The 21583-nt window shown below is 70.0% G+C and carries 19 protein-coding genes; 8 read left to right on the top strand and 11 right to left on the bottom strand.

The annotated features are described in order from the left end of the window. The 3 genes from OHA84_RS29960 to OHA84_RS29970 all read left to right on the top strand — a co-directional run bounded on the left by OHA84_RS29960 (window position 1) and on the right by OHA84_RS29970 (window position 2237). The gene (locus tag OHA84_RS29960; RefSeq protein WP_157853303.1) at window positions 1–156 is read left to right on the top strand and encodes a hypothetical protein; all 156 of its coding nucleotides are present in this window, start codon (window positions 1–3) and stop codon (window positions 154–156) included. 90 nt (window positions 157–246) lie between these two features. Beyond that, entirely contained in the window at window positions 247–1458 is a 1212-nt protein-coding gene (locus OHA84_RS29965; protein ID WP_266968870.1) for a JmjC domain-containing protein, read from the top strand. Next, window positions 1392–2237 (top strand): aldo/keto reductase, encoded by an 846-nt coding sequence (locus tag OHA84_RS29970; RefSeq protein ID WP_266968869.1) that lies wholly within the window; start codon window positions 1392–1394, stop codon window positions 2235–2237. The genes OHA84_RS29965 and OHA84_RS29970 overlap by 67 nt, the downstream gene beginning before the upstream one ends. Here the strand turns inward: OHA84_RS29970 and OHA84_RS29975 are convergent. Further along, window positions 2228–3085, bottom strand: a complete 858-nt coding sequence (locus tag OHA84_RS29975; protein WP_266968868.1) for a hypothetical protein — start codon at window positions 3083–3085, stop codon at window positions 2228–2230. The two genes, OHA84_RS29970 and OHA84_RS29975, sit on opposite strands and share 10 nt — an antisense overlap. A gap of 151 nt (window positions 3086–3236) precedes the next feature. Next, window positions 3237–3365 (bottom strand): hypothetical protein, encoded by a 129-nt coding sequence (locus OHA84_RS29980; RefSeq protein WP_266968866.1) that lies wholly within the window; start codon window positions 3363–3365, stop codon window positions 3237–3239. A gap of 546 nt (window positions 3366–3911) precedes the next feature. On the opposite strand from OHA84_RS29980, the gene OHA84_RS29985 reads away from it, so the two are divergent. After that, window positions 3912–5168 (top strand): beta-propeller fold lactonase family protein, encoded by a 1257-nt coding sequence (locus OHA84_RS29985; protein WP_266968864.1) that lies wholly within the window; start codon window positions 3912–3914, stop codon window positions 5166–5168. An 827-nt stretch (window positions 5169–5995) separates the two neighbouring features. Here the strand turns inward: OHA84_RS29985 and OHA84_RS29990 are convergent. After that, entirely contained in the window at window positions 5996–6826 is an 831-nt protein-coding gene (locus OHA84_RS29990; protein ID WP_266968862.1) for a peptidoglycan recognition family protein, read from the bottom strand. 333 nt (window positions 6827–7159) lie between these two features. Continuing rightward, window positions 7160–7366, bottom strand: a complete 207-nt coding sequence (locus OHA84_RS29995; protein ID WP_266968861.1) for a hypothetical protein — start codon at window positions 7364–7366, stop codon at window positions 7160–7162. Window positions 7367–7682: 316 nt separating this feature from the next. Between OHA84_RS29995 and OHA84_RS30000 the strand changes: the two genes are divergently transcribed. Beyond that, complete coding sequence (locus OHA84_RS30000) at window positions 7683–7838, top strand: hypothetical protein (protein ID WP_266968859.1); 156 nt, start codon at window positions 7683–7685, stop codon at window positions 7836–7838. A 162-nt stretch (window positions 7839–8000) separates the two neighbouring features. Here OHA84_RS30000 and OHA84_RS30005 read toward each other — a convergent pair whose 3' ends face one another. After that, window positions 8001–8348 (bottom strand): hypothetical protein, encoded by a 348-nt coding sequence (locus tag OHA84_RS30005; protein ID WP_266968857.1) that lies wholly within the window; start codon window positions 8346–8348, stop codon window positions 8001–8003. 133 nt (window positions 8349–8481) lie between these two features. Next, window positions 8482–9825 (bottom strand): endonuclease domain-containing protein, encoded by a 1344-nt coding sequence (locus OHA84_RS30010; RefSeq protein WP_266968855.1) that lies wholly within the window; start codon window positions 9823–9825, stop codon window positions 8482–8484. A gap of 308 nt (window positions 9826–10133) precedes the next feature. Between OHA84_RS30010 and OHA84_RS30015 the strand changes: the two genes are divergently transcribed. Together OHA84_RS30015 and OHA84_RS30020 are read left to right on the top strand one after the other, a co-directional pair. Further along, the gene (locus tag OHA84_RS30015) at window positions 10134–11690 is read left to right on the top strand and encodes an alpha/beta fold hydrolase (RefSeq protein ID WP_266968854.1); all 1557 of its coding nucleotides are present in this window, start codon (window positions 10134–10136) and stop codon (window positions 11688–11690) included. A gap of 78 nt (window positions 11691–11768) precedes the next feature. After that, entirely contained in the window at window positions 11769–13301 is a 1533-nt protein-coding gene (locus OHA84_RS30020) for an alpha/beta fold hydrolase (RefSeq protein ID WP_266973895.1), read from the top strand. 175 nt (window positions 13302–13476) lie between these two features. Here the strand turns inward: OHA84_RS30020 and OHA84_RS30025 are convergent, their stop codons facing one another. Genes OHA84_RS30025 through kdpF form a run of 4 tightly spaced genes read right to left on the bottom strand, consistent with a single transcriptional unit; the run spans window position 13477 to window position 18058 of the window. Beyond that, a complete protein-coding gene (locus OHA84_RS30025) occupies window positions 13477–14193 on the bottom strand; it encodes a potassium-transporting ATPase subunit C (protein ID WP_266968853.1) in 717 nt (238 codons plus the stop codon). Between the two features lie 6 nt (window positions 14194–14199). Next, window positions 14200–16299: a potassium-transporting ATPase subunit KdpB gene (kdpB, locus tag OHA84_RS30030; protein ID WP_266968851.1), complete on the bottom strand. Its 2100-nt coding sequence runs from the start codon at window positions 16297–16299 to the stop codon at window positions 14200–14202. Next, window positions 16296–17960: a potassium-transporting ATPase subunit KdpA gene (gene kdpA, locus OHA84_RS30035; RefSeq protein ID WP_053680377.1), complete on the bottom strand. Its 1665-nt coding sequence runs from the start codon at window positions 17958–17960 to the stop codon at window positions 16296–16298. The genes kdpB and kdpA overlap by 4 nt, the downstream gene beginning before the upstream one ends. 8 nt (window positions 17961–17968) lie before the next feature. Continuing rightward, window positions 17969–18058, bottom strand: coding sequence for a K(+)-transporting ATPase subunit F (kdpF, locus tag OHA84_RS30040; RefSeq protein ID WP_037860493.1), 90 nt, complete (start codon window positions 18056–18058; stop codon window positions 17969–17971). 397 nt (window positions 18059–18455) lie between these two features. Between kdpF and OHA84_RS30045 the strand changes: the two genes are divergently transcribed. After that, window positions 18456–19796: a diacylglycerol kinase family protein gene (locus tag OHA84_RS30045; protein WP_266968848.1), complete on the top strand. Its 1341-nt coding sequence runs from the start codon at window positions 18456–18458 to the stop codon at window positions 19794–19796. 165 nt (window positions 19797–19961) lie between these two features. Here OHA84_RS30045 and OHA84_RS30050 read toward each other — a convergent pair whose 3' ends face one another. Beyond that, on the bottom strand, window positions 19962–21275 hold the full coding sequence (locus OHA84_RS30050) for a PP2C family protein-serine/threonine phosphatase (RefSeq protein ID WP_266968846.1): 1314 nt from the start codon (window positions 21273–21275) through the stop codon (window positions 19962–19964). Between the last annotated feature and the right edge of the window lie 308 nt (window positions 21276–21583).

Here is a 21583-nt window from a genome sequence, read left to right on the forward strand (position 1 = left end):
ATGGCAGCACAGAAGGAAGACCTGCTGATCGGCGTCGAGAGCCTGATCAAGGTCCAGGACCGCTTCACCGCTGCGGCGGCCGAGTCCGACTCCACGGGCACCTCCGCGGGTGACGACGGCGAGAACCGCGACGGCTTGAACCTCCCGCAGGAGTAGCGCCGCCAGAACACCGCAGCACCAACCCGGGGGCCCGTCATTCACGGCTGGCCCCCGGCCTTCACCCCATGACGTCGACTGGAGGAAGACGTGGACCACCACTTCGTCAGCGCAATGGAGAAAGCTCTCGGCTGGGACGGACCCGGTGCACTCGGAGCCGCTTTCGCCCGGGGGACGATCGAGGACCTCGATCTGCTCGATCGCCTGCTGAACCCCAGGAAGCTGCTGGACCTGGTGATGCGCCGCAGCGTCACCACGCCCCAGTTCCGAATCTTCCAGGACGGGGCTGAACTGCACCCCGGCCGGTACATCCAGCCCTCCGTCACCCGGCGGGGACAGGCCATCCCCATGGCCGACATGCGCCGCGTCGGCGGGCTGATGCGCGAGGGCTGCACCATGGTCCTGGACGAGCTCGACTTCTTCGACCCGGCCATGGAGGCCACCTGTCGCGCGCTCCAGTGGTGGGCCCGCGAGCTGGTACAGGTGAACGCCTACCTGACCACCCAGGACGCCAGCGGCTTCAAGCTTCACTGGGACGACCACGACACCGTGATCGTCCAGCTTGCCGGCCGCAAGAGCTGGGAAGTCCGCGGTGCCTCCCGGAAGGCTCCGATGTACCGCGACTCCGCTCCTAATGCTGAGCCCAGCGAGGAAATCGTGTGGCAGGGAGTCATGGAGCCCGGCGACGTGATGCACATCCCGCGCGGCTTCTGGCACCAGGCCACCCGGGACGACCAGGGTGACGGCTACAGCCTGCATGCCACCTTCGGCATCGTGAAGCGCGTCGGCGTGAACTGGTTGGCCTGGCTCGCCGACCAGGCCCGCACCAAGGATCTGTTCCGTTACGACCTGGACCGCTGGAACTCTCCGGGCCAGTGGGAGGGGCAGCAGCAGCTCCTGGCCGACGCCGTCGCCGAGATGGCTAGGCAGCTGACTCCGCAGAAGTTTCTGCATGCGCGCGAGCGGGAGCGCCTGGCTGCCCGGCACGTCCCGGCCACCGGCCTGTTCGGCAGGTCCGAGGCCGTCGTGTGCGTCACGGACTTCGAGCCCGTGATCGAGCAGCACCACGACACCGTGGAGGTCCTTGCCGCAGGCAAGAAACTCACGTTCGCCGGCAAGGCGTATCCGGCCCTCGCCCTGCTGCTGAGCGGCCACCCCGTCAACATCGCCGACGCCGCCGAGAAGACCGGCCTGGACGTGGAGCAGCTCGCCGAGATCCTGCTGAAGGAGGAACTGTGCACGGAGCTGACCCCCGCCTTGTCCTCGGCCTTCACCGGTCTCGTCACGACCGCGGCCTCCTGACGGCCGCACTTGATCTCGGGGTCACTGCCCTGGACACTGCGGCCCCCTACCTCGGCTTCCGTTCGCACACCACGCTGTCCGAGACGGCGGCTGATCTGCTGCCGAAGTTCACCCTCTCCACGAAGGTGGGATTCTTCCCGGGCGCCGGAGGTGTTGAGCACTCGCTCGATCCGGGCCGACTGCGCCTCGCCGTCGAGGAGGCTGCCCGGGAGCTCGGCAGGGAACCTGACACGGTGCTCCTCCACAACCCGGAGCGGAGCCTCACGGGCCTGTCCCTGGCCGATGACCACGCCCTCTTCGGCGGTGCATGCGCGGCGCTGGCCGAGGCCGCCCGCGACGGTCTGTGCCAGGACTGGGGTGTGGCTTCCTGGGACCCCCGGCTGCTCAGCAGGGCCAGGGTGGAGGATCTGCCGTCTCCGGACGTCTTGATGGTCCGGGCCGGGTTCCTCGTGGGGATCGACCTTCTCGATCTCGTGGCCGTCCTACGCGAGGTCTGGAAGGTGGGTGAGACGTGGGGCATGAGCCCCTTCGGCGGTGGCCATGGGAAGGTGTGGGAAGAGTTCGACCCCCGGCCGTTCCTGCGACCGCATCATGGGGATCTGTCGCGCATCCAGGCGGCGTTCCGAACCTCGTTCCATTTGCCCAGTGCTACGGCTGTGGCGGTCGGTACGGACGCCTCCGGCCACCTGGCTGAACTGGTCCAGGCGCTGAGCGCGGAGGTGGACACCGACGCTGTCAGTCAGTACCTCCACGCCCTCCATTCACGCCGTCAGAACTGAAGCTCGGCCACTAGGCGCTCGGCTTCCTTCCGAGCAGGCGCCAGCAGGGGGTCCTCGTCGTACGCGTGGGGCCCGACGATCTTCGACAGGAAGAAGAGCGACATCAGCTTGCCGTCTCGGCTCTCCAAGTCCGCACGCAGTTCCTGCTGGACGCGGTCCGCGAGCGCCGGGACGGCAAGCGCATTGCCCCACAGGGTCGCGGCATCCAAGCCCCGGGGAGCCATGCCCCAGTCCTCCCAGTCGATGATCGAGAACTCCGGCCCCATCACGTTGGCCCAGGTCAGATCCGCATGAGCCGGCACCCATCGCTCGATTCGCGCATCGGTGACACTGGGGAAGACCTCCCCGAGGGCCTGGGCAACCCCCTCCTGCGTGATCGTCACAGTGTCAGGCGTCGCGATCCGTGGCGTCTGCTGCGCGGCAAGCGCGTCCAGCGAAGAGGTCAGCGCCTCCCACCACGAATCCGGCAGGCCAGGGTCTTCGAGTACCAGGGCACCCTTGCCGACAGGTGGCGAGGCAATCAGCTCAAGCTCATCCGCGCGCCACATCACCGGCTCGCCCAACTGGCGCCACGCCACGCCCTGGTACCACTCGGGCATCGCGACCCCCTGTAGCACGGCGGCGGCCTCGGTACCGTTCCAGCCCTGCGAGCCGATCCGCTCGAATCCCCGCCGCTCGATGCGCACCCAAGTACTCCGCTCGGTACGGCCGCCCAAGGACCTGCGCTTGCGTACCAGTGATTGCCGATCCAGTTGCACGTTGAGGGCCTTCTCCACGCGCTCCAGCACGTCTTCCACGGGCTGACGGCGTAGATCCACCTGGGCGGCAACGGGCAGGGATCCAGCCATGGTGACCTCCTCGGCGAACGGATGACCGTAGCAGGAAAAGCCCCGCCGACACGATCCGTCCGTCGACACGGAGCACGTCGAGCCCGCGTAGATCCGTTGTCTTGCGGTCGTTGCCGTCCGGGCCGTTGAGGTTGATGAACACGATGGTCGGTCAGGATGCGCGGATCTGGGTGTCGAGCACGGCCGTGATGGCCTCGATGTTCCCGGCGGCGAACTCGGCCAGCTCCGGCGGCATCAGGTTGAGCTGCCGTAGTGTCTCCGTGTTGAACGGGACGCGCACGACCTCGTAGCTGCCTCGCTCGGGCTCATCGAACTCGGTACCCGTACGCGCCTCGATGTCCAGGCGGCGTTGCTCGTGACGGACGCCCGCCTCCGCGAGTCGAACGTCGAATCGAAGGCGCGGCAGCGCGTCGTAGGCACGAGCAGGTACGGCGCCCCTGAACCCGCGACCGAGTGGGGGCCGGTCTGCCCCGCTGCGAGGACGTCGTGCGGGGTGAGGGCGTCGAGGCTGTCGAACACGTAGAAGACCGCCACCATCCACCTGGCCGGACTCCACCTCGCCGCCCTCTTCATCTGGTCAGCCAGATGATCCGAAGGAGACGGCTTGGTCCGGTGGCCTTGTCCGGCGCTGTGTCCGGTCAGCCCTGTACAGGTCGATGGACAGCCCCGAGGCCTGGCTGTTGACCTTGCCCCGAAGGTAGGCCAGATTGCGATATTTGGAGTACTGGCGACATGTCGTGATTGATAATCAGATATAACTACGCATACAACGTTCCTCGCAGCTCGAACCGGGACACTCCCTGATCGGGTCGTTCGAGGAGGATCCATGCAGCACTTCGCCGTTCGCGGGAATCCGCGTGTGGGGAGCGTCCGGGGGTACGTGTCGAAGCACGGCGTTCGGAAAGCATCGTGCACGGTACTCGTTGCCGCAGCCGTTCTCACGCCGTCCGTCGCCCTGGCGGCTCCTGCCGCACCCGGCACGTACGCATACGTCGCCAACACGGGCCAGAACAAGGTCCGGGTGTTCGACACCGCCACCAACGCCCTCGTGACGAGCATCGACACCGGAGCGTTCAGCGGGCCCCTGCAGGTCGCCGCTGCCCGAAACGGCAAGAAGGTCTACGTGACGGAGCGGGACTCGGGCGCCGTGTCGGCGATCGACGCTCTCACCAACACCGTGGTGGCCGAAATCCCCACGGGGAACGGCACTCCGGAGAGCGTGGCCATCTCGCCGGACGACAGTCGCGCCTATGTCACCGTGGAGGGGAACGGACTGGCCAACCGCGTGGTGGCGATCAACACCGCCACCAATGCCGTCGCGGGCACCCTCGAGACGGGGGCGGACACGCTCCCGAACGGGCTGGCGGTATCCCCGGACGGGAAGCGCCTCTACGTCGCCTACCGGGGCGCAGGTGTGGTGGCAGTGATCGACTCCGCCACCATGACGCTCATCACGACGGTGGACGTCGGACCGAGCGCACCGCGAAAGGTGGCCATCTCGCCGAGCGGCGCACGTGTCTACGTCACCGAGAACACCTCGGGCGAGGTATCGGTCATCGACACCGCCACCAACACGGTCGTGGTGCCGATTCCGGTCAACCAGGGGCTGGACGGCGTGGAGGTCTCGCTGGACGGAAAGCGCGTCTACGTCGCCGACCGGAACAACGCCCGGGTGGCGGTCATCGATGCCGCCACGAACAGCGTCGTCACTTCGATCCCCACCTCCGGGGATCCCGCGGAGATGGCGGTTTCCCCCACCGGAGCCCGGCTGTACGTCAGCCACCCCAACGGCGCGCACGGGGTATCCGTCATCGACCTCGCCACCAACTCCGTCTCCGCGACCATCGACAGTCCCCAAGGCGCGCTCATCGGAATCGACCTGGGCTCGGTGCCGGGGACCTCAAAGGTGTCCTGCCCGGCCGGCAGCGTGCTGACGGGCGGCGGCTTCGGATCCACCGGTCCCGCACCGGATCAGCTCGTCAGCAGGCCGGTACCCGGCACCAACGACTGGGAGGTGAACGGGCAGAACAGGACGCGGGACGACGTCACCCTCACCCCGTATGCCGTCTGTGCCACGCCATGACGGCCTCGCGACGACCCGAAGGCAGCCGCCGACTGCCCACGGGCCCCGGGTCCACTTCCAGCGGACAATGATCAGGAGTAAGTGCATGCCGTCTGAAAGCACAGCAGCAACGCGGCGGAGCGGTCCGCCACGCCGGACCGGATGGGTCGCCGGAGCCGTTGTCTCGCTCGTCCTCACGGGTGCCGGTTTCGCGGCGCCCGCAGCCGCCGCCACCCCGCAGGACCCTGCGGACGCGCAGTACCTGACGGTGGATCCGCCTCCGCAGCACGACGAATGCGCCGAGGGGCGGCCATGGGACGAGTCGTGCGAGCCCCACCCCGGAGGGCCTCCGTTTCCTCCCGGACCTCCCGGACCTCCCGGACCTCCCGGACCTCCCGGACCTCCCGGACCTCCCGGACCTCCCGGACCTCCCGGACCTCCCGGACCTCCCGGACCGGCTGGAGCCCCCGGTCCTCCGGGAGCCCAGGGCGCTCCGGGGGTCCCCGGCCCGGCCGGCACCCCGGGATCAGCCGGGCCCGCCGGACCCCAGGGAGTAGCCGGACCTGCGGGCCCTCCTGGTCCCCCCGGACGCGTTTTCACCCTCGTCGTCACGGGCCGGCCCGTCTTGATCCCCGCGGCCCCGTAGCGGCACCGGGCCCCGCGGGGCTGCCGCACCGCACGGCCGGCACCACCACGTGCTGCCGGCCGTGCGGCGCACCCGGCGGCACGAAACCACGGGCGGGAGCGGCTTTGGCGACAGGCACACGGAGCGGTTGCTGCGGACGGTCGGGCCGTTGGGGGGCGACGACCGTACCGAACCGTGACGTGAGCCGTCGGCGCCGTGCGTGTCAGCCGTGGTGCAGAGACCCCAGCAGCCCTTCCGGGAGGTACTCCGAGTGAGCGTCGGCCACCGCCGCCGGGTCGGCGGGCCGGTCGAGAGGAGGGTGTTCGGGCCGGCGCGGCAGCGACACGGGCTCGGCGCTTCCGAGTCGCCGGGCGACGTCCTCGCGCAGCTTCGGCAGCAGCGCGTAGAGCGTGTCACCGGGACACGCGGTGCTGTTGAAGTCCCGGTGCCCGTAGATCTCGGAGGCCGGCACGTCGTACTGGCGGCACACGCGGGCGCACAGGTCGGCGAGGGCGGAGAACTGCGCCGGCGGAGGCTGCACCGTCATGTAGGTGCCCTCGTTCTCGATGCCGATGGCCACGTTGTTCTGGCCGACGCAGTGGGCGCCCCGTACCGTCTGGGCCCCGGCGTCCAGCGCGGCGAGGCTGTGGTGCCGCCCCTCGAGGACGAAGGCACCCCTGCTGATGGTGAAGTGCTGGCCGGTGTCGATCCAGCCCTGCATGTCCATGTGGTACGTCTGGATGGCACGGGCGAGTCTGAGGGCCCGCTCCCGCGAGTAGTCCGTGACGTTGGCCGTGGCCGTGTGGTGGATGATGATCTTCGAGGGCCGCGAGGTGAGCAGCACGACGGGTTCGGACGCCTCGCGGGCGCCCCAGCCGGTGCAGTCGGTGATCTCGGGTGCCCGGTGGCCGTCGCGGCGCTGGAATGCCCGGGGACCGGTGGAGGCCATGGCCGGGGAGGCGGCGGCGGTGGGCAGGATGGAGGCGGCTCCGACCGCGAGCGCGGCGGATACCAGAGCCCTGCGGGTGAGCCGGGAGTGCGGTGTGAATGTCATGGAGCAGCCGTTCCGGTGGGGGGAGACGTCCCATGGAACGAGGCGGGGCCCCCGGGGGCACGCAGGCGCTCCGGGGACGCGGTCCGTTGGTCCTTTGGGAGGACGGCGAGTCGGCCGCACGGTGTATGGCGGCTCCGCTGCCCGGCCGGCCGGGCCACGGCCGACGCAGGTCCTGGCCCGGCCCAGGGCCCGGAGTCGGCACCGGTGGCCGCGGTGCCGCGGAGGCTCACACCCGGCCGGCACTGACGACGTCCGCCGCCGGCCCGGCAAAGCTCAGTCCGTAGGGTGAGGGTCCGGCGGATGACGGGTTCGCGGTCCGGTCGCCGCCGCTTCTCAGGGGCCTTCGTCGAGTTCCGCGACGATCGAGGCGGGGGTGTGTCCGCTGCCGTCGGACAGGCGGTGGAAGTCGACGGAGACGAAGTTCGGAGTGCGGCCCCCGCCGGCGGTCCGGCACTGCTCCGCGATGCGGTTCCTGAGCTTGGCCCCGTTGTCCAGGGACGCGGTGAGGACCGTGGGCACGTTGCGGTGGTGGGAATGCATGAGTGCGCATCCCACCCGTTGTGCCCACAGCGCCAGGCGAACAATCGCGCTGGTGGGCCAGAGGAGAGCCCCGCCGCCCGGGGGACGTTGCGGCGGGGCTCTTCAGTGGTGCGCGCCAACGGGTGGGAGGTGGCGCGCCCCCTCTGGGTGGGGTTCACGCTACGCCCGACATGGCCGGAACAACACCCCTCAACATGGCTGGATTTAGAGGTTTGCTGTTCCCGGAGTGGGGCGAGGTTTGGCCAGGGACGGCGTGGAGTTGCCGGCGTCGGGCAGTTCGCAGCCGCCGCGGCCGTCTACGCGGCACGAGCCTTTCGTGGGTCCGCTGGCAGGTACGGGCTCGCGCGAGCAGTACCGAGGTTCCGCGCAGGGTGACCGCGGTCGGCGTCGAGCGGGCGACGGCGAGACGATCCAGTTGTACGTCGTCCACTCGGCCGCCGCGGCGGGGATCAACCTCGGCGACGGGTGGTGACGAGCTCGTGCACGGTGGGCGGGTGAGACGTCGGGGCCAGACCGCACCCTCGGCGAGCGGCTGAAGGGCGCCCGGTCCAACCTCCGCCCGATGGCCGCGGGGATGCCGCGGTCTCGGGCCGGACGACAGGGCAGGCTCCGTGCGTGTGCGGCGCCTGGCGAGTCAGCCGCCGTAGCCGTCGTCGGTGGCCCGCTTCCGGTGACGATCGGGGTCGTGGATCGCGGTGAGAAACGGCGTGATTCCCAAGGCGTGGAAGCCGTACTCCAGTTGCTGGTACCACGCTCGTTCGTTCTCGAGCTCCTCGGACACCTGAACGGGGACTGCGCCGGTGTGGTCGCCGGTCGACACCATGACGACGAACGTCGTGTCCTCGTCTGCCGAGTCGGACGGATTGGCGATCACCGTGAAGTCCCATGTTGCCGCGCCGGGGATGTCCGAGCCGGCATCCAGGCGCCGCAGGACGAACGTCGGCTGTCCCAGCAGTACTGCGGACTGTGCCCGGATCGCCATCGTCCTCTGTCTCACGATCCGCCAGGGTGGCTCCGGGCGCGTGTGGTGAATGTCGGAGAAGAGTTCCTCCCGCAGTTCCGAGTACGTGGCGGCTGTCCGGGCCAAGGCCCGTGTGAAGTCTCCCGGGGCCCGCTCAGAAGAGTTCCAGGTCCTCGCCGCTGGTGTCCGCGATGACTGGCCGGAACCGGGCAGGGAGGCCGTCCAGGCGGTCAGGACCGGCCGCTGCGGCCACGGCGGGGGCCGTCTCGGCCAACCAGGCGCGAAACCGCTCGACGGCTTCGCGGTAGGGGACTCGCGCCAGGACGCGGTGCTCGCCGGAGGGGCAGAAGTCGACGGCGACAGTGAGCAGGCAGGAACGGGGCGTGTTCTGACTGCCCGTCCAGGACACGCGCAGGACACCGCAGGGCTTGCGCCCGCGGGGGGCGCGGTGGGTCGGGCGCAGCGATCGGCAGAGTATGTGGGCGGTCCATGCGGCGAGGTGCGGCAGGGGCAGGGTGGTGCGCGCGCGACAGCCGGGGCAGCGGTGCCAGTGGCGGAGCCAGTCGTCGGTGTCGGTGTGGAAGAGGCGTGTGTACCGGTTCGCCACGCGGATGTCGTTGTCGTACAGGTGGTCCGGGCGTTCCTGTGTGTTGCAGGACTGGCAGACGGGGGCGCGGACGTAGCCGTGTTCGTGGCAGTGGTCGAGCACGGTGGCGGGCGCGGTGCGGCAGACGGCGCACGCCCACCCGGCCACCCTGCGGGAGGTACCGGGCTTCCTGCTGAGCACCGAGTACAACTGGCCTTCCAGCTCTTTGTCGTACCGGAGCAGTGAGGCGGTGGGGCCCTCGGGGCCCGTCGTCTGCCGACCGCCGGCGTCTCGGGGCCGTCGGGGAGGGGTGGGCGGCTCGGTGACGGCTGTGCTTGCTCGGCGGGTCCGCGCGGCGTGCACCCACTGCCTTTCGGCGTGCTCGGCCGCGTCCAGCAGTCTGACCACGGCGCGCGGCAGCCACCACGTGCGCTGTGTGCCGTCGCGGGTCTGCTCCACGAGCATCTGTCGCCAGTCGATCCCCGCCAGAGGGTACGGTCGGCCGATTTCACATCGCGCTGCCCGCTCGGGGCCGGCCGGCTCCTGTAGTTCCCCCGTGATGCGCCGGCGCCAACGCAGCGGCGTTTCCTCGTTGCGCTCCTGCCTCGGCGCTCCACGAAACGGACCGATGCGAACCAGGTCCCACCGATCCATCCCGATCGCGTTCAGTTCCGCGGCCGCCCGGCGCACCTCGACCTCCGGAACACTCCACTGACCGTTGCCCGCCCTCACCATCGCCACCACACGGCCGCCGAGCAGGACGTACCTCACCCGGGCGGGGGCAGGAGAGCGGGTGAATGCCCCGGAAGCCGTCGGCACAGCACTGGCGGCCGTCAAATCGGCCCACAGGGCGTCCGCGGCAACCAGGGTGATCAGGCCGTCCGTGCGACCGGGCATGACACGCTCTGACATACCGACAGGCTAACGGCCCCCGACGCGGCGCGGCAGCGGGTCCCGAGCGCCTCGGTCAACCGGGCCGCCGCCCGCAACTCCACATACCTGAGGCTCTGGTTGGGGAGCGAACCTTTCCCCTCCAGGAGGGAGCGGGCCGAGCCGCCCCCCGGCCCGCCCGGGGCGGGGTCTCCGGCCGGTCACGGGGTGTGACTGCTCCGCGTGGCGGAGGCATGCGCCACCCGGTAGCGTCGAAAGGGCGCGTTCCGTGCAAACCGCTGCGGCCTGACCAGGCAGGGCCGCCGATGTCGGCAGAGGAACGAGACCACATGCCAAAGCACTGCGTCCACGCGGCGGCTGCCGGGGCAGCTCTGGTCTGTCTGGTGGCATTCGGCCCTCCACCCGGCAGCGCCGCGTCAGCACCCGCCCGGCCCGCGGCCGAGCCCACCCCGGCAGGCTCGCCACGGTTCGTTCCCGGCCCCTGTCCGAAGCCGCCCGAGCCCATCGAAGCGCTGAGCGGCGCCCGGTGCGGCCTCCTCGAGGTTCCCGAGAACCGCTCCCGCCCCGCCGCCCGGACCATCAAGCTGGCCGTGGCCGTCGTTCCGGCTGTCACCCCGACGAAGCCCGCTCAGGACCCCGTGGTGTTCATGGCGGGCGGCCCCGGTGCCGACACGTTCGACGACATTCCGTTCCTCGTCGACTCCGGCCTGAACAAGGACCGCGAACTGATCATCATGGCCCAGCGCGGCACCCTCTACGACCAGCCGAACCTCGCCTGCCCGGAGGTCGACCGGTTCAACGCGCGGGCGGTCGGCCTGGGCTACGACGCACCAGAGGCGGAACGACTCTTCCTGAAAGCGGTGAAGGACTGCCGGCACCGCCTGACGGCCGCCGGCACCGACCTGAGCGCCTACAACACCACCGAGAACGCAGCCGACTTCGCCGACCTGCGCAAGGCGCTGGGCATCCGCCAGTGGAACGTCTACGGGTACTCCTACGGCAGCAACCTGGCCCTCACGTACCTGCGCCTGCACCCCGAGGGAATCCGCGCGATGGCGATCGACTCGATCACCCCTCCCCAGGTCGTGACCCTGCCGTGGACATGGGGCAGCACCGCCGAGGGGATCGACAACATCTTCGAGGCGTGCGCGGCGCAGCCCGCATGCAAGGACCGGTACCCGGACCTCCGCCGCACGCTGACGGAGCAGGTGCGCAGGCTGGAGGCACATCCGCTGACGCTGAACGTCGCGCCGCCGAGCGGAGGGAAGCCGGTCAAGGTCGTCCTCGACGGGGGCGCACTGCTGAACCTGATCGTCGCCTTCACCCCCCGGCCCAAGGACATCCCGGCGGCGCTGGAGGAACTCGCCAACGGGAACCCGGAGCGCTTCGCGAAGGCCCGTGCGGCCGGCTCGGTCCAGAAGGTCGGCGAGTTCGCCCACGGCCTGACGAACTCGGTGGCGTGCGCTGAGTGGGCGCCGGGGTACTCGGAGTCCGACGTGCTGAAGGCGGGTCGCAAGGCGTACCCCGGGTGGCCGGACACGGTACTGGCCCAGGTGCCGCAACTTCCCTTCCAGTACCCGGCATGCGGGATCTGGGACGTTCCGGACCGCGCGTCCGTCCAGCGGGTGGCCACGGTCAGCTCCGTACCGGCGCTCGTCATCTCCGGCACGTTCGACGTGAAGACCGGGGCGAGTTGGGCGAAGGGCGTCGCGCGAAACCTGTCCGGGTCGACCGCCATTCAGGTCCCCGGAATCGGCCACTGGGTGGTCCCGCAGTCGCCTTGCGCGCAAAGCGTGCTGGCCTCGTTCCTCGCCCGTCCGAAGGCGCCCGACACCAAGTGCGTGGACGGTCTCGAACCCGAACCGTTCACGATCATCCCGAAGTAGCCGGGAGGGCAGATGACACGCCGTCAAGCGCACCGTCGTCGCCGCACCGCACGACGACTCCTGGCCACCTCGGCCGGCATGGCGACCGGTCTCCTCGTCACCGGCCTGCTCTCCGCGCCCACTCAGACGAAGGCGCACGCCGACGACGGAGCGCCGATCGGCACCGTCGCCCGGACGGTGGGCGACGCCCGCTACGAGCCGGGCCCCTGCCCGAAGACACCGGAACCCGTGGAGGAGCTGGAAGGGGCCCGCTGCGGAACGCTCACCGTGCCCGAGAACCGCGCCGAACCAAGCGGCAAGACGATCGAACTCGGTGTCGCGATCGTGCCCGCCACGGCCGGTACACCGAAGTCCGACCCCATCGTCTGGCTCGCGGGCGGACCGGGAGACGACGCCGTGGGCGAGGCGAAGTTGGCGATCGGCGCCGGCCTGAACCGCGACCGTGACGTGATCCTCATGTCCCAGCGCGGTACGTACTCGGCCGACCCGACGGCCCTCTGCCCCAACATCGACCAATTCAACGCACGCGCGGTCGGCCTCGTCTACGACGCTCCGTCCACCGAACGACTGCACGTCGAGGCCACGAAGGCCTGCCGCGACCAACTGGCGGGCCGCGGGCTCGACCTCAGCGCCTACAACGACACCGAGAGCGCCGCCGACTACGAGGACCTGCGCTCCACTCTGGGCATCAAGCAGTGGAACCTGTACGGCATCTCCTACGGAACCCACCTGGCCCTGGTCTACATGCGCCTGCACCCCGAGGGGCTCCGCTCGGTGGGCATCGACGGCATACTGCCGCCGTCCAGGGCCGGGTCGGCGGCGACGTGGAGCAGCGCCCGACAGGGCATCGACGGCCTGTTCAAGGCCTGCGCGGACCAGCCGGCGTGCGACAAGCGCTACCCGAACCTGTCGGCCACCTTCGACAAGCTCGTCAGCGACCTCGAAGCCAAGCCGGTCACCACCACCGTCACGCTCCCCGGCCACGACAAGCCGGTCAAGGTCGTGCTGGACGGCGGAGCCCTGGTCAACTGGATGACCTCCGCCACCCACGTCGCACCGCAGGTGCCCCGCGCCCTCGACGAGCTGGCCCACGGCAAGCCGCAGCGGATCGCTCGGCAGTGGGCGGGCGGCAAGCTCAGCCCGCAGGCCATCGGCAGGGTTGCGCACGGTCTCGCCTACGGCGTTTTCTGCAGCGCGTGGACGCCGTACGAGAGCCAGGAGCAGGCACTCAAGGGCGGACAGGACGCCTTCCCGTCGTTCCCCCTCTCGGTACAGGCCCAGGCGCCGCAGCTCACCTTCCTCCGCCCGGACTGCGACGTCTGGAACGTCCCCCCTGCGGACCCCTCGATCCGTGACGTCACGCGCGGCGACATCCCCACCCTCGCCCTGTCGGGCAGCTTCGACTCCCAGACCGGGGCGGACAACGGGCCGTACGTCGCCAGCACGCTGAGCAAGGCCAAGGTCGTCACGATCCCCTACCAGCCGCACGTGGTGATCGCCACGTCGAAGTGCGCCCAGGAGATCGCCGTCTCCTTCTTCGATACCCCGAACGCGCCGAAGACCGAATGCCTGAAGGGCCTGGAGCCGCCCGAGTTCGAGATCGCTCCCTGATCAACGTGCGCACGTGGTCCGCTTCGTGACCACCGCCCTGGTCCTCGGCGGATACTGCCCGCGGGGACCCGCATCCTGGTGACGAGCACGGTGGGAGCCGACCGGGCGCCACAGCCCCCAGTCGCGGCTGGGGGAGCGGCGCCCGGCCGGCTCCCGGTCCGTGCGTCGTGGAACATCAGTGCTGGGGCAGTGCCTTCAGCGCGGTGTTGAGTTCGAGGACGTTGACGCGTGGTTCGCCCATGAAGCCGAGGGTGCGACCGGTGGTGTGGTCGGCGGCGAGCTTCTCGACCTGTTGGACGTCGAGGCCGTTCCGCTCGGCGACCCGGTGGACCTGGATCTTGGCGTACTCGGGGGAGATGTGCGCGTCGAGGCCGGATCCGGAGGAGGTGACGGCGTCGGCGGGGACGTCCTCGGGCTTGACCGTGTAGGAGGCCGTGGAGTTGTCGGCGATGACGGCGTCCTTGGCGGCGATGACCTGGGCGCAGAGCGTGCCTTCCTCCGCGCTCGCCGGGCAGAGGCCGCCCACGGCGCCGTTGTCGGCGGAGCGGTTGGTGGCGCCGGAGAGGATCAGCGCGTACCGGGTGTTGACGCTGTTGGAGCCCAGGCCGTTGGAGGGGCGCGGCTGGAACCACTTCAGGTCCGGCCGGGCCGCCTCCTCGGCGTTGTTCGGATCGTTCTTCGGGAGGTTGTACGTCTGCCCGATGAGGGAGGAGCCGACGACCTGGCCGTTCTTGTCCTTGATCTCGGAGCCGTTGGCGTTGTCGTTGAAGAGGGCCTGGGCGATGCCGGTGACGGCGAGGGGATAGATGACGCCGCAGATCACGGTCAGGACGAGGAGGGCGCGGAGGCCCGCCCCGAGCAACCGTGCTGCGTTTCCTACGGAGTTGTTCATCGCAGATCAGCCGATTCCGGGGATGAGGGAGATGAGGAGGTCGATGACCTTGATGCCGATGAACGGGGCGATCAGACCGCCCACGCCGTACAGGCCGAGGTTGCGGCGGAGCATCTTGTCGGCGCTGGTCGGCCGGTAGCGCACGCCCTTGAGGGCGAGCGGTACGAGCGCGATGATGATCAGCGCGTTGAAGATGACGGCGGAGAGGATCGCGGACTCGGGGGAGGTCAGGCCCATGACGTTGAGCTTGTCGAGGCCCGGGTAGACCACGGCGAACATGGCCGGGATGATCGCGAAGTACTTGGCGACGTCGTTGGCGATGGAGAACGTCGTCAGCGCGCCGCGCGTGATCAGCAACTGCTTGCCGATCTCGACGATCTCGATGAGCTTGGTGGGGTTGGAGTCCAGGTCCACCATGTTCCCGGCCTCCTTGGCGGCCGAGGTGCCCGTGTTCATGGCGACCCCGACGTCGGCCTGGGCGAGGGCGGGTGCGTCATTCGTGCCGTCGCCGGTCATCGCGACCAGCTTGCCGCCGGCCTGCTCGCGCTTGATGAGGGCCATCTTGTCCTCGGGCGTGGCCTCGGCGAGGAAGTCGTCCACGCCCGCCTCCTCCGCGATGGCCTTCGCGGTGAGCGGGTTGTCGCCCGTGATCATGATCGTCTTGATGCCCATGCGGCGAAGCTCGTCGAAGCGTTCGCGCATGCCTTCCTTCACGACGTCCTTGAGGTGGATGACGCCCAGGACCCGGGCGCCCCGGTCGTCCTTGACGGCGACGAGGAGGGGCGTGCCGCCGGCTTCCGAGATCCGGTCGGCGAGGACGTCGGCGTCGTCGGAGACCTGACCGCCCTGCTCCTTCACCCAGGTGATGACCGAGCCGGCGGCGCCCTTGCGGGTCTTGCGGCCGTCCACGTCTACGCCGGACATGCGGGTCTGGGCGGTGAAGGCGATCCACTCGGCCTGCGACAGTTCGCCCTGACCGCGTTCGCGCAGCCCGTACTTCTCCTTCGCGAGGACCACGATGGAGCGGCCTTCGGGAGTTTCGTCCGCCAGCGACGAAAGCTGCGCGGCGTCGGCGAGTTCGGCGTCGGTGGTGCCCTTGACCGGTACGAATTCGGAGGCTTGGCGGTTGCCGAGGGTGATGGTGCCGGTCTTGTCGAGCAGCAGCGTCGACACGTCGCCCGCCGCTTCCACCGCGCGGCCGGACATGGCCAGGACGTTGCGCTGGACCAGGCGGTCCATGCCCGCGATGCCGATGGCGGAGAGCAGCGCGCCGATGGTGGTGGGGATCAGGCAGACCAGCAGGGCGGTGAGCACGATCATCGACTGCTCGGCGCCCGCGTAGATCGCGAACGGCTGGAGGGTGACGACGGCCAGCAGGAAGACGATGGTCAGCGAGGCGAGCAGGATGTTCAGCGCGATCTCGTTGGGCGTCTTCTGCCGGGCCGCGCCCTCGACCAGTGCGATCATGCGGTCGATGAAGGTCTCGCCGGGCTTCGTCGTGATCTTGACGACGATCCGGTCGGAGAGGACCTTCGTGCCACCTGTGACCGCGCTGCGGTCGCCGCCCGACTCGCGGATGACGGGCGCGGATTCGCCGGTGATGGCCGACTCGTCCACCGACGCGACGCCCTCGACGACGTCGCCGTCACCGGGGATGATGTCGCCCGCCTCGCAGATCACCAGGTCGCCGATACGGAGCTCCGCGCCGGGGACCCGTTCCTCCATCGAGCCGTCGAGGCGGCGGGCGACCGTGTCAGTCTTCGCCTTGCGGAGGGTGTCGGCCTGGGCCTTGCCGCGGCCCTCGGCGACGGCCTCGGCGAGGTTGGCGAAGATCGTGGTCAGCCACAGCCAGCCGGTGATCGCCCAACCGAACCAGTCCGTCGGATCCTTGACCGCCAGCACGGTCGTGACGACCGAGCCGATCAGGACCACGAACATGACCGGGGACTTGATCATCACGCGCGGGTCGAGCTTGCGCACCGCGTCCGGGAAAGACTTCAGCAGTGCCTTGGGATCGAACAGCCCCCCGCCGACACGGCCGGCCGCGGGCGGGTGCCCGGTGGGAACGTCCTCGTGCGGGGCACGGGTGGGAGTGATGGTGCTCATGAGGCGAGCCCTTCGGCGAGCGGCCCCAGCGCGAGGGCGGGGAAGTAGGTCAGGCCGGTGATGATGACGATCGTGCCGACGAGCAGGCCCGCGTAGAGCGGCTTGTCGGTGCGGAGCGTGCCCGCCGTCTCGGGGATGGGCTTCTGCTCGGCGAGCGAGCCCGCCAACGCGAGGACGAACACCATGGGCAGGAAGCGGCCGAGCAGCATGGCGATGCCGATGGTGCTGTTGAACCACTGCGTGTCGGCGTTGAGTCCGGCGAAGGCGGAGCCGTTGTTGTTGGCGCCCGAGGTGTAGGCGTAGAGGATCTCGGAGAAGCCGTGCGCGCCGGAGTTCGTCATGGAGTTGCCCGGGGTGGGCAGGGCCATCGCGGCGGCGGTGAAGCACAGCACCAGGGCCGGGGTGACGAGGATGTAGCAGGCGGCGAGCTTGATCTCGCGGGTGCCGATCTTCTTGCCGAGGTACTCGGGGGTGCGGCCGACCATCAGGCCGGCGATGAACACCGCGATGATCGCCATGATCAGCATGCCGTAGAGGCCGGATCCGACTCCGCCGGGGGCGATCTCGCCGAGCTGCATGCCCAGCATCGCGATGCCGCCGCCGAAGCCGGTGTAGGAGGAGTGGAAGGAGTTGACGGCGCCGGTCGACGTCAGCGTCGTCGCCACGGCGAAGATCGACGAACCGCCGATGCCGAAGCGGGTCTCCTTGCCCTCCATCGCACCGCCGGCGACGTCGAACGCCGGTCCGTGGTGAGCGAACTCGGTCCACATCATCAGCGCGGTGAATCCGATCCAGATGATGCCCATGGTGGCGAGGATCGCGTAGCCCTGGCGCAGGTTGCCGACCATGCGGCCGAAGGTGCGGGTCAGTGCGAAGGGGATGAGCAGGATCAGGAAGATCTCGAACAGGTTCGAGAAGGGGGTCGGGTTCTCGAAGGGGTGGGCGGAGTTGGCGTTGAAGTAGCCGCCGCCGTTCGTGCCCAGCTCCTTGATGACCTCCTGCGAGGCGACCGCCCCGCCGTTCCACTGCCGGCTGCCGCCCATGAACTGGCCGACCTCGTGGATGCCCGCGAAGTTCTGGATGACTCCGCAGGCGACCAGGACGAGGGCGCCGATCACGGAGATGGGAAGAAGAATGCGGAGGGTGCCGCGGACCAGGTCGGACCAGAAGTTGCCGAGTTCACCGGTGCGGGAGCGCGCGAAGCCCCGTACGAGGGCGACCGCGACGGCCATGCCGACGGCGGCGGAGACGAAGTTCTGCACCGCGAGGCCACCGGTCTGTACGACGTGGCCCATGGCCTGTTCGCCGTAGTACGACTGCCAGTTGGTGTTCGCCACGAAGGACGCGGCGGTGTTGAAGGCCTGATCCGGATCGATCGACACGAAGCCGAGGGAACCAGGCAGGCTGCCCTGTAGGCGCTGTATGCCGTAGAGGAACAGGACGCCCACCGCCGAGAAGGCGAGGACGCCGCGCAGGTAGGCGGGCCAGTGCATCTCGGCGTTCGGGTTGGCGCCGATGGCCTTGTAGATCCACTTCTCCGGTTTGTAGTGCTTCTCGGAGGTGTAGACCCGGGCCATGTGGTCGCCGAGTGGGCGGTAGGCCAGCGCGAGTGCGGCGATCAGCGCGAGGAGCTGGAGCACGCCGGCGGTTACGGGGCTCATATCAGTGCTCAGAACCTCTCCGGGTACACAAGGGCGAGGACGAGGTATCCGAGCAGTGAGACGGCCACGACGAGGCCGACAACGTTCTCGACGGTCACAGCCTGGTCACCCCCCGGGCGATGAGAGCCACCAGCGCGAACACCGCGACCGTGGTGACGACGAAGGCCAGATCGGCCATCGCGAGCTCCTGAGTGAAGTGGGAAGAAATGAATCAGCCAGTTGGCTGATGACGAGACAACCGCGTCTTCACCCGGGTGTTAAGCCGCCTTGACGGGGTCCATACGGCCGCCCCGCAACCCTTGACGCCCCTCTTACGGGAGGCCGCGCGGCGGATGTCGAGGAGGGGGGAGGACAACCGCAGGCGGGTTCCCTTCGCGACGCGACGCGGAGGTCCGGGGGGTGGTCGGGCCTGGTGAGGAAGCCGGAACGTGCCGCGCGGGAGGAGCGCCCATACGCTTGAGGGGATACCTCCGGACCTGGGCGGGAGGCCGTCACATGAGCAGGCGTTGGACCGCGCGTCTGGCCCTCGCGGCGGGCGTGGCCGCGCTCTTGGTACTGGTGGTCTTCGCCGGGTTCGGCAGCCTCGTGCTCATGGGGGTGGGGTGGGCGGGTCTGGTGCTCACGGCGGCCGGTGGCTGGTGGATGCTCACCCACACCGGCTGGATCCGGGTACTGGCCGTGCTGCTGGTGATCGCCGCGCCGCTCGGTGTCCTGGTCCTGTACGCGTCCGCCGGACTCCTGTGGGTCGTGCTGGTCTCCCTCGGCCTGTGGGCATTGGCCGTTTCCGCCGGCAGGGCCGCGCTTGCGGACGACACCTCGCCGACCATGTCGGAGCGGTCCGCCGGCCGGGCCGAGCACCCGTTCCTGATCATGAATCCGCGCTCGGGCGGCGGGAAGGTCGGCAAGTTCCGCCTGGCGGAGCGGGCCAGGGCCAAAGGCGCCGAGGTCGTCGTACTGGACACGACCGGACGGCAGGACGTGGCCGAGCTGGCGCGGCGGGCCGTCCGGGGCGGGGCCGATCTGCTCGGCGTCGCGGGTGGCGACGGTACACAGGCCCTGGTCGCCGGCGTGGCCGCGGAGCACGACATACCGTTCATGGTGATCGGCGCCGGTACCCGCAACCACTTCGCCATGGACCTGGGCCTCGACCGGGACGACCCCTCCAGGTGTCTGGACGCACTGGACGACGGTGTCGAACTGCGCATCGACATCGGCTACCTCCAGGGGGGACCGCCGGGGGACCGGAGCGCGGAGCGCGTCTTCATCAACAACGCCTCGTTCGGCGTGTACGCGGAAGTCGTGCAGAGTCCCGCCTACCGCGACGACAAGGCCCGCACCATCCTGGAGATGCTGCCGGACCTGCTGACCCACCAGAGCGGCGCCGTGCTGAGTGTCCGTACCGACGAGCTGGCCGTGGAGGGCCCCCAGGCGGTACTGGTGAGCAACAACCCCTATGCGAGGGGCGACTCGGCGGGACTGGGGCGCCGACAGGGACTTGACTCGGGCGAGCTGGGGGTGCTGTGTGTCGGCGTCGGCAACGCCGCCGAGGCCACGGAGCTCCTGCTGCGGGGCGGGCAGGGCCGCGGGCTGACCGCGACCACCGCCCGAGTGGTCGTCGTCGACGCCGACGCCCCGGTCATACCGGTCGGTGTCGACGGCGAGGCCCTGACGCTGCCCACTCCGGTGCGCTGTCGTCTCGCGCCCGGCGCTCTGCGCGTGTGGGTGCCCCGGCACCGGCCCGGCGTGCCGCCCGTCGCACCGCCGATGGACTGGCGCCGGGTACGGACTCTGGCACTGTCGATGGGACGGGCGGCGGCCGGGCGCGGTACCGCTTGATCAGTGGCGGGTATCGGGGCACTCGTCCGGGTCGCCGGGGGCGTCGACGCCTTCCGCGGCGGCCGAGGTGATGCCGGCGAGCGCGTCGGTGAGGTCGGTGGGGACGCGGGTTCAAGGAGGGTGAGCCGGTGGGAATGATCCGTTCCGGTTTCCGTGGCGGGGCTTTCAGCCGGGGTGCTGCTCGGGGACGCGCAGGGCCAGGAGGGCCGTGTCGTCGCTGGTCCATCCTTCGTGCCGGGCGGACAGGGTGTCGTTGATGTGGCTGATGGTGTCGGTGGCGTTCATGCCGGCCGTGTCGGCGAGGGTGCGGGCCAGGTCGGCGTCGTCGAAGACGTCGTGCTCGCGGTCGGGGGCTCCGGGGCGGGCGCGTGCCTCGGTCGCGCCGTCGGTGTAGAGGAGAAGCAGGTCGCCCGGGGCGAGCCGGAACCTGGCGTCGGCCAGGCGGATGGGGTCGAAGACGCCGAGGAGCTGTCCGGGCCTGCCGATCTCGCGGACGGTGCCGTCGGCTCGCCGGACGAGGGCGGGCGGGTGGCCGGCCAGGGCGAGCGTCCCCGCGAGGCCCCCGCGGGTGGTCCGGAAACGGGCGTAGACGGCGGTGAGGAAGCGAGGAGCGTGCTGGGCGAGCATCGCGGTGTTGAGGCGGTCGAGGAGGCCTGCGGGGGAACGGTTCTCGCCGGCCTCGGCACGGATCGTGTAGCGGGCCATCGAGGACACCTGGGCGGCCTGTACGCCTTTGCCGCACACGTCGCCCAGGACCGCGCCCCAGGAGGAGCCGCGGGTGCGGAACAGGTCGTAGAAGTCGCCGCCGACCTCGATGTCGGAACGGCCCGCACGGGAGGCGGGCAGGTAGGACGCCGCCACCTCCACGCCCGGTACCAGGGGCAGGGCCGGCGGCAGCAGGCCCTGCTGGAGTGAGTGGGCGAGGTCCGCCGACAGGGTGTGCGCGTTCCGGGCGGCGGTCAGGGACCGGCGCAGACCGATCTCGGCGCCGACCGAGCGGGCGAGCGTCTCCAGCGTGGTCAGATCGGCGGGCGTCCAGACGCGGGGGCTGTCGTCGATGACACAGAAGCTGCCCAGCACCTCGCCGCCCGCTCCGAGGAGGGGGTATCCGGCCCAGGCGCCGATGCGCATCGGTTCGACCGAGGGATGGTCACGGGTGCGGGGGTCGTTGGCGGCGTCGTCCACGATGAACGGCTCCCCGTCGAGACCGATCAGGAAGAAGCAGAAGCTCTCCTCGACCGGATTCTGCCGGTCCTCGATCGCGGTCGCGTCGACCCCGACGCAGGCCTTCCAGAACGAGCGCCGGTCGTCCACCAGCGTGATGAACGCCCGCCCCGAGCCGGTGACCCGGGCGGCGAGGCCCGCGAGGTCCTCGAAGACCTGCTCCGGCCCGGTGTCGATCAGTTCCGTCGCCGCGACCGCCGCCAACCGGGCCCGGTCCCACAGCTGTCTCGGCAACCCGTCCGTCTTGTTCCGCACCGGCACTCCCGCACCCCTCGTCCCTGCCCTGCCTCTCCGACAACGCCCGAACCAGCCGAACCGCAGTCTTGGAGTGTCTGTCCAGACGACAGCCAACCACGCCCCACCGCGCCCACCAACCTGCGCCGAGGGGGAGCCGTCACCCGAGGGCCCTGCGCACGGCGCTGTGTACGGGCGGGTCCGGTGCCCCGCGAGGGCGGCGGTGGTCCGCCCGCCAGGCGAACCACCCTTGCGAAACGGACTGGCGGTCCGTATGTTTGTCCCATGCGGACCGCCGGTCCGTTTCGAGCGGAACGGAAACCTCGAAC

The sequence above is a fragment of the Streptomyces sp. NBC_00513 genome (genome assembly GCF_041431415.1).
Taxonomy (GTDB): Bacteria; Actinomycetota; Actinomycetes; order Streptomycetales; family Streptomycetaceae; genus Streptomyces.